Genomic DNA, 13,100 nt, shown 5'->3' with positions numbered 1-13,100 from the left:
CTTTTTTTTGTTTGCGGAATTTGTCGGATATTAGGTTTCGCCCGATTACTCGTGAAAATCGCCCGTAAATTGAAATTATCGCCCGATTGCAGTCCAGAATCGCCCGTTAACTTTAAAAATCGCCCGTAAAATCTAATTATCGCCCGAAACACCCGTAAAATCGCCCGATAAGTTTTTGAGTGGAAAAAGTCCTCTAAACGCAATTGGAACAAACTCCTCATTACATAAGCAATAAAATATATTTGGCTAAATGACATATATATATTGCACAAAGTAATATAAAATGTATAATATAAGTATAATCCATATTTTACAAAGGGGTGCAGGGAAATGAGTTTTTTTGGCGGATCAACAAAGGTGGAAGATGAGCGGATTGTAATGGCTCAGAACAAGATTTATCGTGAAATCTATTATCTAGTGATGGCAGTTTGTCTTATTTCCATAGGATTTAAGTTTTACCAGTACGGCTTTGGTGTTAGCTCCATCAACACAGAGTTAGCAATACTTTTCCTCCAAGGTGTTTACTATACGGCAAGGGGTTCAAGCTTAGGGGTCTTGTCAGATGAGGTAGAAATGCATGACCGGAAAAGCAAGGTGCCGATGAAGTGGAAGACTCTTATATGGGGTGGAGCTTTCGGTGTCATCATAGCAATTTTCTTCGGCTTAAACAGCGCCTTCAATTATGCGGACACTACTGCACAGGCATACTCCTACTTTTTCATGGTGTTCTTTGTTTCTCTAATAATTTATATACCGTTTTTAGTATTGCTATCAGGAAGTACGTTCCTTGCTGCGATGAATCGTAGCAAAAAGGCGGCAGAAAAAGAATTAGACGAAGACGAAATAGAGCGGTGAACAACATGAAAAACTTAAAAATGAAAATGGCGAGAGTGGAAAAGGACTTGTCTCAGGACGAACTGGCCAAGATTGTAGGGGTGTCCAGGCAAACAATCGGTCTCATCGAACTCGGCAAATACAACCCAAGTCTGAGCTTATGTCTATCTATATGCAAAGCCCTATCCAAAACGTTAGATCAGTTATTCTGGCAAGAATAAGAAAACAGACATATATCAAATGGAGATAATTCCCCCACTATGAAAATATACTTATGTATATCACTTATTAGGGGGGATTTTTTTGCCTACAATCGAATTAGAAACTAGTGTTGAGCTTTATTATGACGACCATGGAGAGGGGACACCAGTTATCTTTATTCATGGTGTTTGGATGAGCAGAAAATTCTTCAAGAATCAGCTGCCATTTTTCAGCAAGGAACATCGTGCAATCACCATTGATTTAAGGGGACATGGTGACTCTGCACTAGTTACGGAAGGCCACACCATTTCCACGTATGCAAAAGATTTACAAGCATTCATCACGAAGCTGGACCTAAAGGATGTTGTGCTGGTTGGCTGGTCGATGGGGGCGTTTGTAATTTGGGAATACCTTCAGCAATTTGGTGAGTCGAACGTTAAAGGAACGGTTATAGTGGATGAACTTGCTTCCGATTTCAAGTGGCCAGATTTTCCCATTGGTGCCTTTGATTTGCCTACATTGACTCACTTTATGAGAGAGGTGCAAGATAACAGGGTGGACTTCTTGAGAGGATTTATTCCACTTATGTTTAAAGAGGACGTTGCACCTGAAGAGATGGAGTGGATGCTTGAGGAAACCATGAAACCTATGACAGGTGTGGCAAGCGCCATTCTATTTGACCAATCGGTGGTGGATTACCGTTCAACTTTCCCCTCTTTATCTAAACCAACTTTACTCTGCTTTGGAAAAGTGGAAAAGCTCATCCCAGTTGCAGCGGGGGAACACTTGAAGGAAGCCATAGCTAACAGTGAACTGGTTCTGTTTGAAGAAAGCTGTCATTGTCCATTCCTTGAAGAGACGGAACGATTTAACACCGAAGTATCCAACTTTATAAAATCACTCTAAAAAGGGCCTGGCCACAGTTGAAATAACTGGCCAGGCCCTTCGTCTTGATGAACCAGGTCTTTTTCCTTAGAATGAAAGTATATAATATTCTGAAAAAGGGGCGAGAGATATGAAGCTGACCGAAGAAATGAAGAGTTTTCCCTATCCGTTCAAAGGTGACACCTATCGTTATTCAAATAACTCGACCCTTCTGACTCCTCCCAAAAGCATCGACATTACAGAGGGCTATCTAAAGGAAATTCAACTCAAAAGATCCTTATTATCGGATCATCATTCTCGTTGTTTTCAATCCTTTCCTCATACAAACAAGGCCCAGTGGGAAGCGTTGGAGTTTGTCATGACAGACCTCTCAACCTATTTTCCAAAAAACTTTTCCTTTAAGAGAGAAGGACAAAATCACATTTTCATCAACCACCTGCTTCAAGAAGAGTGTGAATTTAAGATGGGGGATGCAACCAATTTGCCATTCGAGCCTCTTGATTTCATCGGTAGGCATGTGCAGGAAGATTTAATCTTGATGTTGCAGCGAGACGGTGATCTTTATCTGGATGCTGGCCAGCTCTGTTTTCCTGCTAATTGGTCATTGGCCTTTAACCACGGCATGAGCTTTAAAAATATTCACTTTCCGATTCCCGGATTTAAAGAAGAAGGGTTGGACGAGCGAATCTTGCAATTCTTATTAAGGTTGGAAGCGGGCAACCCATGGGGAAGGAAGAATTGGTCCCTTATGGCCGGGAACAGAATGGACACTTCCTTAGAAAGCTTTGACGTATGGGGAAAGGACAGAAAGAAGGTAACCTTGGACAATGCAGGGGAGTTCGTCCATTTACGGGTGGAGGTTCAAAAGCTCTATCGCTTGCCTCGTTCCCATGCCATCCTGTTTACCATCCATACACATCTGTTACCCCTTGAAAAGCTGATTGAAATCACAGAATGGCGGCGTCAATTCTATCAAATTTTAAGGGAGCTGCCGTCTCATATTGCAGAGTATAAAGGGATTTCATTATACAAGGATAAAGTTTTGGCGTATATCGAAAAGAAAGAGGATGGTGTTCTGTGAACGATATAAAGAACGAACCAATCTTCCAACCAGGAAAAAAGTACTACGTTCTTTGTGGAGATGAGGAAGGCTTAGATAGCTTGAGTCCAATCAAGATGATTTTATCGAACGAGAAGATGTCTTTTGAAGAAATAAACCTACTTTCGGAGTGTTCTTCTGAGGTGGACAGAAAACTTGAGAGGCAGAAAATGGGGACTTTCCTTTATGTTGCAGCAGAAGGGAATAAGCTAAGAAAAGTCCTATCAATGGCTACAAAGCTTGGCTATTCCCCTGAGGAAGCTCAATACATTATGGTAGGAAAGGAAGAAAAGAGAATTTTTTGTTGTAGATGCCATGTCATTTCAATTGTGTGCGGTGAGAGTATTAAAAGGGGAATTTTGAATTGTCCGGCGTGCAGCTTGAAGCTGGAGTTATCTGATCATTATTCTCCAATAAAAGATGCTTACTTAGGGTATGTTGCAGAAGTTTAATAGGAATGGAGGGAAGATGAGGTGAAACTAGATAATAGGTTACAGGTTGAGATAAATGAAATAGTACAAGAGACGGAAACTATTAAGCGTTTTACTCTCGTTCAAACAAATAAAAGCGCCTTACCTGCCTTTAGCCCTGGATCTCACATAATTTTATTTTTTAACGGAAGGGGAGGGGACTTTGAACGAAGATATTCGTTAATTGGCAGTCAGGATAGCACGGATAACTACCAAATTGCAGTCAAACTCCATGAAAAATCCTCTGGAGGTTCATCTTATTTACATAATAAAGCTCAAATAGGAGATATCTTACAAATTAGTTTCCCCAAAAACTATTTTCCTCTTAGTTTTCAGGCCCGACATCATGTTTTCATTGCAGCTGGAATTGGTATTACTCCGTTTTTATCTATGATGCGTGAATGTAAGGAACAGGGTTCTTCATTTGAACTTCATTATTCTACAAAAACTAAAGATGACTGTGCTTTCTATTCCTATTTAAAAAATGAATACCCACAGCACACACATTTTTATTTCACAAAACAAGAGAATCGTATAAACACTACCATCCTATTAGATCAGTATATTGGTACCCATGTATATTTATGTGGTCCAGAAGGGTTTACTTCCTCTTTTTCACGTGCTGCTACAATTATTGGCTATCCTAAAGCAAGCATTCATAATGAGTATTTTTCACCTCCTACCATATTCAAACCTCGTTCTTTCATTTTACAGCTCGCAAATGGCAGTTTTTTGACTGTTCCTGCCGAGAAGTCTACATTGGATGTTTTATTGGAAGCAGGATACCCTGTTCCGCATTCTTGTAAAGTTGGCCGTTGTGGAACTTGTGAACTTTCCATCTTGGAAGGGGAGGCGGAACATAATGATTCTTTCTTATCAACTAAGCAAAAAGGATCCCAAGCTTGTTTTTTACCATGTGTATCCCGGAGTAAAACGAAAACTTTGAAGGTTGATTACAGTTAAAAATAGAAATGAAATTGGGATATTGTAGAAGTATACATATTCCGTACACAAGTATACATAATGTATACAAAAGTGTACAAATATGTAAACTTGTATACAAACACGTAAACACGTTGATATAAAGGGGTGTGTACAATAAAAGAATACAAGTAAACGTAAATGTATACGTGTATACACTTGTACACATTAACGTAAACATTTTTTACACTTTCATTACTTTTCACGAGAATGATTGAATAGTAGAGAAACTTTCTGTACGCTTACTATATACTTACTAGTTTTATTTTCTTCTACAGGAAACAAATATTGTATTGAGGAAAAGAAAGGAAGATGAAAATGAGTTATTCAAGAATTGCAGCAGTCGACGTAGGTAATGATTCTATTAAAGCTATTTTTGGAAAATTGGATTCAGAATTAAACATTCCAAATGTTATTGCTAGAGATATTGAAGATCGCCCAGTAATAGGAATTGAAGAGTTGGACAGCAAGGATCCACTAGATGGTATTCATGTTCGCGTTCACTCCCCTGCCCTGATGGACAATAACGCCATCTATCGTATCGGGAACCTGGCAACTAAAAGCAATAATGCAACAGAATTAGATCCAGGTAGCAGCAAATCTGAAGAAGACCAAACATTAGTTATGTTATTTGCTACTTTAGCTTTGGATGCAGTAAGTGCTCAAAATGAAAAAACATTCCCTCGTAATAAAAATGTAGTAGATGCAAACTACACATTAGGAACAGGTCTTCCACTTAGAGAAGTAAAAGAAGGCAAGGATGCAGGCTACCGTTCCAAACTTCTAGGTTCTGTTCATCAGGTGGAATTCTTGATTACACCTAAATACCAAGGCATTAAAGTAAATATTAAATTTGATGAGATCAAGGTTTATCCAGAGGGCTTCGCAGCTTATATCAACCTTGTATTAGATAACAACGGCAACATCATCAACAAGGACCTGATCGATAAACGTATCCTTATCCAAGATATCGGCGGTCTTTCCACAGATATCGCTGTCATCAAGAACCGTAATGTGGATGATGACAAAGCACAAGGCTTCAATCTTGGAGTATCTGAAGCACTTGAGCAGATCCGTGAAGAAATCCGTTCTAAGCACGGTATTGAGCTTGATAGCAGAAGAGATGTGGTAGAGATTATTACGAAAAAGAATGACCGCAACCACATCATGGTACGTGGTAGCAGAACGAGCGTGCATGATATCACGGATCGCATTCTTTTAGACTTAGCGAAAAAACAATACCGTCTGTTGAGAAATATTTGGCAGAAGAATTCCCAAACCGAGATTTGCTATTTTGTCGGTGGTGGATCTACTGTGTTGAAAGAATATTTAAAGACACTGAACAACAATTTGGATGGCTACAACATTGACTTCTTTGAAGATGAAAAGGAAAGCATCTGGATGATGGCAAATGCCTACTACAAATTGATTGCTGACTACGTAAAGAAAACGGGCAAGGATAAAGAGTCCAAAGAACAACAAAAACCTGTGAAAGCGTAAATAAGGTGATTGGATGAAGAATTCCAGTTCGAGTCAGGGGATTCAGAGGGGACAAGCTATTTCGTTTCGTATCCCTTCTGATACGCCTGACCATCTAATTAAACATTTACAACGTCTTAAAGAGACTGAAAGAAGGAATTTCTCTAGTAAAATAGCGGAATTTGTTCTCCAAGGTGTGACAAGTTCACATGCACGGGAGAAAGAGACCATCTCTATCCCTCTTCCCAAATCTTTATCTAAAACACAAAGAGATTGGCTGAAGCATCAACATTCAGAAGCATTGCTCGGCAATATTGTCTATCAATTGCTTTCAGACCCTGTTCGTGCAACAAGTATTTTGGCGGCTATGAATAGCAATTCCACTGATATTGACCAAGCTTTGTACTTGCAAGAAGAAACCCAGTACCGTCCTGAACAAAGAGTGGACGAGAAAATGAATGATAAAGACACCTTGAATGATGATGATTTAGACTCTTTTGACTGGGACTCAGCTCTACAAGAGCAGGCTTCCACAGAAGAAGAGGAAGAGTTGGATGTGGAAGATGTCGATAAGATATTGGGAGATTTTCTCTCCCATATGAATAAGTAATTTATTCTAAGGTCGCTATGAAATTAGCGGCCTTAGTTATGTCGGTATAAATCAAAAATGAAATAAGAAAAGAGAGTCTAAAGTAGGAAGGGCCTAACCATTTTAGGCTCTTTTTCTATTCCCGGGAAATATGGTAGTATGAGGTCAATATTTGTTAGCAAATTAGTTATAGCTGCGGTAAAAAGGGTATAGAATAGAATGGTCCTAAAATCCAAAAGACATTCGAACTATATAGCAGAATAACTATTTTTGTATCAAGAGACGAAGTTACTAGATCATTTTAATTACGAAAATAATGTGAAATGATTGGTGGAGGGTAAAATGACACAGGAAAACAAATTTATCAGCAAGACGTATTTTGAAACATTTATGCTGGATGTGGAGACAAAGCATCCTGTTCAAGTGCTTGGAGAAGCCTTCCTGGCAGAGCAGAACAACGAGGTGTCAGATCTCTCGTTTATTCGGTATGCGCAAGGAGAAGTATATTTTCATAGCAAAGATTACGAGAGTGCTATATACAAGTGGGAGAATGTTCACAATGAATTGGAACCTTGGGCGAAGAAAAATATTGCAGATGCATACTATGATTTAGGAATGTTAGTAGAAGCGGAAGATATCTACGCCAAAATTAATACAGATAATAAAACACTTAAAATAGAAGTGGCCCTTCAGCTATTCACTTTATATATTCAGCGTGAAAAACTGGAGAATGCCTATAAAAATATTAAAAAAGCAATTGCGATCGATCCAGATTATCCGCATGTCACACAAACTGCCCGCACCTTTTATGAAGAGCAAGAAGACAGTCAGCATGCAGTGGAGTTGGCTGTTAGTGAGGCATTGAGAACCGGTTCGGAAGCTTGGTACGATTGCTTGAAATACTATATAGAAGCTGGTTATACAAAAGAATTCACTCCTGATTATTTTCAAGAAGTCCTGTTAAAGTTGCTTGAGATTAATCAACGGAAATTTGAAGAAATCACAGCTGCGTTATGGAACAGTTACGAAAACCATCCAATGTATTTAGAATGGGTGAAGACGGCAAATCATTTATTCATGGCTTTGGACAGAGATTCGGAGGCCTCTTGGACAAAAGTAGAGGAACTGCATCAACATACCTATTTATCTCTTATTGAGGGAGAATACTTAATCAAAGAACTGCAAGGCATTGTACCGGATCTACTTGGAAACTGGCTGAAAGTATCCAACAGATCTAAATCCCTGTTTGCTTCTGCAGCGGTAATGTCTTGGAATGAAGTATTCCCAACAGCATTACCTGCGCATGTATTGGCGGACGCAGAAAACAGAATTTTCCATTATGAGCATGATAGCATCCAGTTGAGTTATACGGTCGAGTTGTTCAAGACGCTGATCAATTGGGCAAAAGATAACCACCTTGAAGTGGCGCATCAAAAGAAATGGCTATTCTCGCATCTTAGCAATTTAAACAGAAAAAACCTAGTTGTTACAGGTACCGTTCAAAATGGGAAGACTTCCTTCATCAATTCCATTATTGGCGAAAAGCTTCTTGGGGATGAAACGGTTCCGGTATTTGTTTCTTCCAACGGTGATATTGCAGAGATGAATGAGATTTCCACTACAGGCACTTCTGCTTTAGGGGACATTAGTGAGCACAAAGCAGGGTCCATAATTGACCTTAAATGGCCATCTCAGTTCCTAGAAGATGAGGAATACTCTTTAATCAGCACACCGGAATTCAGCGTAGACGCGATTGATAACAACGAAACAATGAAATATATCCCGTTATCAGACGGACTATTATACATTTTAGACGCGCAAACACCTTTTACAGAAGATGAACTGAAAGTACTGGTGAAAATTAAAGAGCGCGCGCCGGAAGTGCCGGTACACTTTGTCATTAATAAAATGGATACTGCTTTCCACGAAGCAGAAGCAGCGCAGATTGTGGAGGAAGCAAAACACCGCATCAACGAATTCTTCCCGGATGCGAGAGTATTCCCTTACTCCTCCCTTCGTTCGGCAAGCAAGCAGCATCAAGGGTTGGCAACTTTCATGGAGGCCAATTTCAAACTGCGTGCAAAAGCAGTGGAAGAACGCCGCGCAACCAAGTTGCTGCAACTGATTCGTTCTACCTTAACAGAATTGCTGGACAGCCGAATTGCGATGGAAGATAACCTGACCAACACGGTGGAGTTCAATGAAGATATTCTTAGCAGACTAAGTGGTTTTATCAACCATCTGCATGATGCAGAATCAGAGAAGATTCGCAGTATTACTGAAAACTACCGTGCTGTGACGATTGAAATGAAACGAGAAGCAACGAAAACTATTCCTCGCCTGCTTAGAGAATGCTCTAGCTATGTGAAGGAAGACAGCAAACTTTAAAACATTGCATCTCGAGTTAAATGAGCGAATGAATGAGACAATCCGGACCTATATGCATTCTGACCTGTTGCCTAGGTTGCGCCAGGAGCTTCAACTGTGGCTCGATACATCCAACCGTGAACTGATTGACAGCCAAGAGTACTTGCATGAAATGAGCGGAACGTTCAACGGTCTCTACAAGGAAGAGAAGATGCATTTGAACTGCGACTTTTAAAGTCATGGAAGACTGGCGCCGTGACATCAACAGAATTCTAAGCAGAGTGGAAGTGGAAAAGGAAAACATCCTAAACCGCCCCAAGCACCACTCAATACTTGCTAAAAGGGGCAGGCCGCCTGTTCGGTTCCTTGCAGCAGAGCAATCAACTGCTTTTCACTCAGTATAAGAAATACATTGAAAACGAACGCTTCACAGATGTGGCACAGTCCGTCGTGGATAAGTTCTTCCTAGAATTCGACCTGTTTGAAAAGGCACTAAAAGCCGACATCAACATGTTCTACGAAGCACCATTCACAGAACTGAATAAAAACAGTGGAAGACACAGAACACGCCATCCACAACGCCAACAAAAAACTAAGAACAAATGAAAGCAAGCCCAGAACGCTACTACGACCCACTGAAACTATTCGAAGCACGCCTGCTCCAATACGAATTCATGGTCAAAGCATGCGAAGAGAATGAAATGCTGCCAACGTACTAAAAACTAAAAACAAAGATTAAAAGAGATCGACACCCAAACTTGGTTACAGCAACAAAAGAGCATCAAACAACAAAACGTAGCGCAAGGGGTCTGGCACCTAAAACAAACAACCAAAGAACCACAGCCAAACAACGCAGGTGCCTGACCCCACCCGCTCTTACCAAAATTCACGCTAACCTATTTAACTAAAGAAGTCTCGTCGTGAGAGGCAATTTTTAAAAAAAATTTAAAAAAAGCAGGTCTAATTCTCATAGTAATTAGACCTGCTTTTTTGTCGTTTATGCCAAGGGAATTCTAGAGGTTCTCATCGCCGTTATGAAGACCTCAGTGGCAAAGAAAAAGGAGAAGAGAGGTTCTCATCGCCGTTATGAAGACCTCAGTGGCAAAGAAAAAGGAGAAGAGAGGTTCTCATCGCCGTTATGAAGACCCCAGTGACGAGTAAAAATGGAGAAGAGAGGTTCTCATCGCCGTTATGAAGACCTCAGTGACGAGGAAAAAGGAGGAGAGAGGTTCTCATAGTGGTTATGAAGACCTCAGTGGCAAGAAAAAATAAGAAGAGAGGTCCTCATCGCCGACGATAAGAAAATCCCTATCCCTGCGACTAAGGCTAATTAGTCTAATATCGAAACTTTTCTACTTCTATTACGTAAAAAAGATATACGAAACATTCAATAGGGAGGTTAAAAATAAATGGAATACATTCTAATTTTATTAACCGCACTAATCATAATTAATTTATCGGCTAAAGTGAACAAATTAGAGGGACGCATGAAAAAAATGCAATACACCTTAGACCACGTAACCAAACATTCCGAAATACCGGAAAATCCGCTAATTGAAGAACTTCGTAAGCTGATTGAAGAGGGACAAGACGTAAAAGCGATTAAAAAAGGAAGAGAAGAATGGGGACTCTCACTCATAGAAGGAAAAGGATATATTGATAAATTGAAATCAGAAAAATAAAAGCTCTGATTTGCATTTGTTCAAGAATTGGGCAGATGAAATGAATAAATGAAGTGTTAAGACAGTCCTATAGATTGGAGGTATTCGATGAATATTAACTCATATCTTATTCAATTATCAGTTACTATAATAGCTATTTTTGGAGGAACTTTTACTATTCGTTATTTCAGAACGGGTGAACTTCTATAGACCAAATTATTGGGGCTTCAGTTGGTATTATACTCCTGATTGCATCATTGATTTGGAGGAGGATTAATAGATAAACTCAAAAATACTTCCCCAATGGCATCAACCAATCATCAGGGAAGCATCAATTCACCTTATTTTTCTCTGTACTCGTTTTACCCGTGAACTTCAACAAGTCAATCAGAACAGTGGAGTATGTTTTTAACCTCTCTTCCAATCTCCCAGGATAAGCCTGCTGGATAAACTCCAGAGTGTCGTTCTCAGTATGCCAGATTCCACCATACTCTTCTGTCTGAGTATAACCATCTTGATCCCCGATCTCCCAGTTTGTTGATTCAAAATAAGCATAGGGAATTCCTACTTCTTTAAAAGGTGCATGATCACTCCAATCACCAGTTGTACCAGCAGGATAATCAGAATTTAATCCTTCGTTGATGCGAAGATCCAACTTTTTCTTATCGGCAATCGCAAGGGCATGATCACGCAAGAACCCGTCCTCACCAAGACTACCATGAACATACATAAAATCCCCAACTGCCAAGCTGTCCAAGTTAATCATTCCGACTGTATTCTCAATATCTTTCGCACTCATTTGACTGACAAAGTAGTTCGACCCTTGTAGCTCGACTTCCTCCGCTCCAAATGCCACAAACACGATACTGTAAGGCGTTGGAATCTTTTTGAGCACTTCAGCCGCCTCAAGCATCACCGCGACACCAGAAGCATTATCATCGGAACCTTTTCCTCTTGCCACAGAGTCATAGTGAGCTCCAACTACTAATACTTTCTTGCTTTTACCTGGTTTAAATGCCACCACATTGGCAGAATCGTACGATGTTCCTCTGCGTGCATAAGAAAAATCCTGCACTTGGGTTTCATACCCCATCTTTTCGAATTGCCCTTTAATATACTCCCTTGCCTCAGCCTCTTCCTCTGAAGCAGCTACACGAGGGCCGATTGTTTCAGACAAGTATTGCGTGTGCTTATAAGAAAGAGAACCTTTTTTATGTACCAAAGAAGCTCCATTGGCCGCAGAAACCGCTGACACTGCCACCATCCAAATTAATGTTGTTACTAAAAATATCTTCTTCATATTAATTCCTCTGTACTTATAATTATTAAATACATTGCATAATTATAAAATAAGAGATTAATAGTTTCAACAATTATCCAGTCAATAACAGCAAAATAGGTCTTACTATCTATTTAGCTTCAGCGTTGTTTAATCAACGTTTATCATCAAGTTTACATCTCTACTTTTTGGACGATATTGGTACTAGGGAAAAGTTCTAATCTCTACTTTTCTGCATATAAAAAATAGTAACCCATGCCTTTGGACAAGCCTATAAAGTGGAGGAAAAACAAATGAGATCACAAACTATCAAATCGTTGGAAAGCTTGAGAGACACAAGTATTATTGTCATCGTAAGCGGTATATATGACGACCTCCTGGATCCATTGGCGAAACACTTGGAGGCCTTAGAAGAACCTCGGCGGTTATCCCTATTCTTAAGAACTGGCGGTGGCGATACAACCACGTCTTTTAATATAGTAAATTTGATTAAGCAGTACGTGGAAGAGTTTGAAATAATCATTCCGACGGTTGCCCATAGTGCAGGAACATTGCTGAGCCTTGGGGCAAGCAGACTTCTTATGACCAGACAGGCAAGCTTAAGCCCTTTTGATCCATCTGTACGAAATGAACGTATTAACGATGGAATGAATATCAGCTGGAGGGACATGAACTATTTTATGTCGAGCGCCAGCGGCAATGTGAGCATGAATACGAGAGGTGCTAATGCGGAGCCCTTGAATGCCTTAATCGAGAGTCAGGTCCACCCATTGTTGATCGGGCATGCCGAAAGAACCGTTTCTCAGATAAGGACCTATGCCCCTCATCTTATCGGCAACAACAGTAACCGGCCTCCTGAAGAAATCATCCATCACTTCCTGGAATCCAATACCCATCACAACTACCGGTTCTATAGAGATGAGGTGGAACGAATTGGACTTCCCGTTGTTCACCCAAGTAAGACAGAAGAGAAGCTGATTCATTCCATCTATGACGACGTTTCAAGAGAACTCGATTTAAGTAACACAGATAATAAGCGCGGGAAATTGAAAGCTCTTATTGAATCCCCTCAATATGGTAAAACCGTTTGTATAAACACAAAAGACTATGAAGGCTGGATTGATGACAGCGAGCAGTATATGAAAGTTATGAAGTCATCATGATGGACTCAGGACTTTCTTTTAGCCAAATTCGGCTTTTTTCCTCTTTTGCGATATAATACAACCACAGTAAAAACCCAAAAAGAATGGATGAA

At 40.0% G+C, this 13,100-nt stretch carries 14 protein-coding genes; 13 read left to right on the top strand and 1 reads right to left on the bottom strand.

The window, feature by feature from the left end; translation table 11 throughout:
- Window positions 1–330: 330 nt before the first annotated feature.
- The 12 genes from M313_RS0116080 to M313_RS0116035 all read left to right on the top strand — a co-directional run bounded on the left by M313_RS0116080 (window position 331) and on the right by M313_RS0116035 (window position 10,587).
- Entirely contained in the window at window positions 331–855 is a 525-nt protein-coding gene (locus tag M313_RS0116080) for a DUF6773 family protein (protein ID WP_010197666.1), read from the top strand.
- Window positions 856–860: 5 nt separating this feature from the next.
- Window positions 861–1,055: a helix-turn-helix transcriptional regulator gene (locus M313_RS0116075; protein WP_010197665.1), complete on the top strand. Its 195-nt coding sequence runs from the start codon at window positions 861–863 to the stop codon at window positions 1,053–1,055.
- Window positions 1,056–1,137: 82 nt separating this feature from the next.
- Window positions 1,138–1,941, top strand: coding sequence for an alpha/beta fold hydrolase (locus M313_RS0116070; RefSeq protein ID WP_010197664.1), 804 nt, complete (start codon window positions 1,138–1,140; stop codon window positions 1,939–1,941).
- Between the two features lie 109 nt (window positions 1,942–2,050).
- Entirely contained in the window at window positions 2,051–3,001 is a 951-nt protein-coding gene (locus M313_RS0116065) for a heme-dependent oxidative N-demethylase family protein (RefSeq protein WP_010197657.1), read from the top strand.
- Entirely contained in the window at window positions 2,998–3,471 is a 474-nt protein-coding gene (locus M313_RS0116060) for a dimethylamine monooxygenase subunit DmmA family protein (RefSeq protein ID WP_010197655.1), read from the top strand. The genes M313_RS0116065 and M313_RS0116060 overlap by 4 nt, the downstream gene beginning before the upstream one ends.
- A 21-nt stretch (window positions 3,472–3,492) precedes the next feature.
- Window positions 3,493–4,452: a PDR/VanB family oxidoreductase gene (locus M313_RS0116055; RefSeq protein ID WP_010197653.1), complete on the top strand. Its 960-nt coding sequence runs from the start codon at window positions 3,493–3,495 to the stop codon at window positions 4,450–4,452.
- Between the two features lie 336 nt (window positions 4,453–4,788).
- Complete coding sequence (locus tag M313_RS0116050) at window positions 4,789–5,970, top strand: ParM/StbA family protein (RefSeq protein ID WP_010197651.1); 1,182 nt, start codon at window positions 4,789–4,791, stop codon at window positions 5,968–5,970.
- 13 nt (window positions 5,971–5,983) lie between these two features.
- A complete protein-coding gene (locus M313_RS0116045; protein WP_010197649.1) occupies window positions 5,984–6,559 on the top strand; it encodes a hypothetical protein in 576 nt (191 codons plus the stop codon).
- A 321-nt stretch (window positions 6,560–6,880) separates the two neighbouring features.
- Entirely contained in the window at window positions 6,881–8,926 is a 2,046-nt protein-coding gene (locus tag M313_RS23845; RefSeq protein WP_010197647.1) for a hypothetical protein, read from the top strand.
- Window positions 8,927–8,954: 28 nt separating this feature from the next.
- Window positions 8,955–9,140 (top strand): hypothetical protein, encoded by a 186-nt coding sequence (locus M313_RS25910; RefSeq protein WP_157182491.1) that lies wholly within the window; start codon window positions 8,955–8,957, stop codon window positions 9,138–9,140.
- A 98-nt stretch (window positions 9,141–9,238) separates the two neighbouring features.
- Complete coding sequence (locus tag M313_RS25390; protein ID WP_083800960.1) at window positions 9,239–9,511, top strand: hypothetical protein; 273 nt, start codon at window positions 9,239–9,241, stop codon at window positions 9,509–9,511.
- A gap of 803 nt (window positions 9,512–10,314) precedes the next feature.
- Window positions 10,315–10,587: a hypothetical protein gene (locus M313_RS0116035; RefSeq protein ID WP_010197642.1), complete on the top strand. Its 273-nt coding sequence runs from the start codon at window positions 10,315–10,317 to the stop codon at window positions 10,585–10,587.
- Window positions 10,588–10,897: 310 nt separating this feature from the next.
- Here the strand turns inward: M313_RS0116035 and M313_RS0116030 are convergent, their stop codons facing one another.
- Window positions 10,898–11,866, bottom strand: coding sequence for a M20/M25/M40 family metallo-hydrolase (locus tag M313_RS0116030; protein WP_010197640.1), 969 nt, complete (start codon window positions 11,864–11,866; stop codon window positions 10,898–10,900).
- Between the two features lie 272 nt (window positions 11,867–12,138).
- Here M313_RS0116030 and M313_RS0116025 point away from each other — a divergent pair, with 272 nt between their 5' ends.
- Entirely contained in the window at window positions 12,139–13,008 is an 870-nt protein-coding gene (locus M313_RS0116025; protein ID WP_010197639.1) for an SDH family Clp fold serine proteinase, read from the top strand.
- Window positions 13,009–13,100: the final 92 nt, after the last annotated feature.

It is taken from the genome of Bacillus sp. m3-13 (assembly GCF_000175075.1).
Taxonomy (GTDB): domain Bacteria; phylum Bacillota; class Bacilli; order Bacillales; family Bacillaceae_I; genus Sutcliffiella_A; species Sutcliffiella_A horikoshii_C.
The sequence above is the reverse complement of the archived record's forward strand: the minus strand, read 5'-3'. Positions and strand labels throughout refer to the sequence as shown.

Bases quoted from the DNA above. Each gene is read 5' to 3' on its own strand.
- M313_RS0116080 (WP_010197666.1), top strand. From the start codon at position 331: ATGAGTTTTTTTGGCGGATCAACAAAGGTGGAAGATGAGCGGATTGTA.
- M313_RS0116075 (WP_010197665.1), top strand. From the start codon at position 861: ATGAAAAACTTAAAAATGAAAATGGCGAGAGTGGAAAAGGACTTGTCT.
- M313_RS0116065 (WP_010197657.1), top strand. From the start codon at position 2,051: ATGAAGCTGACCGAAGAAATGAAGAGTTTTCCCTATCCGTTCAAAGGT.
- M313_RS0116050 (WP_010197651.1), top strand. From the start codon at position 4,789: ATGAGTTATTCAAGAATTGCAGCAGTCGACGTAGGTAATGATTCTATT.
- M313_RS0116045 (WP_010197649.1), top strand. From the start codon at position 5,984: ATGAAGAATTCCAGTTCGAGTCAGGGGATTCAGAGGGGACAAGCTATT.
- M313_RS23845 (WP_010197647.1), top strand. From the start codon at position 6,881: ATGACACAGGAAAACAAATTTATCAGCAAGACGTATTTTGAAACATTT.
- M313_RS25910 (WP_157182491.1), top strand. From the start codon at position 8,955: ATGAATGAGACAATCCGGACCTATATGCATTCTGACCTGTTGCCTAGG.
- M313_RS0116035 (WP_010197642.1), top strand. From the start codon at position 10,315: ATGGAATACATTCTAATTTTATTAACCGCACTAATCATAATTAATTTA.
- M313_RS0116030 (WP_010197640.1), bottom strand. From the start codon at position 11,866: ATGAAGAAGATATTTTTAGTAACAACATTAATTTGGATGGTGGCAGTG.
- M313_RS0116025 (WP_010197639.1), top strand. From the start codon at position 12,139: ATGAGATCACAAACTATCAAATCGTTGGAAAGCTTGAGAGACACAAGT.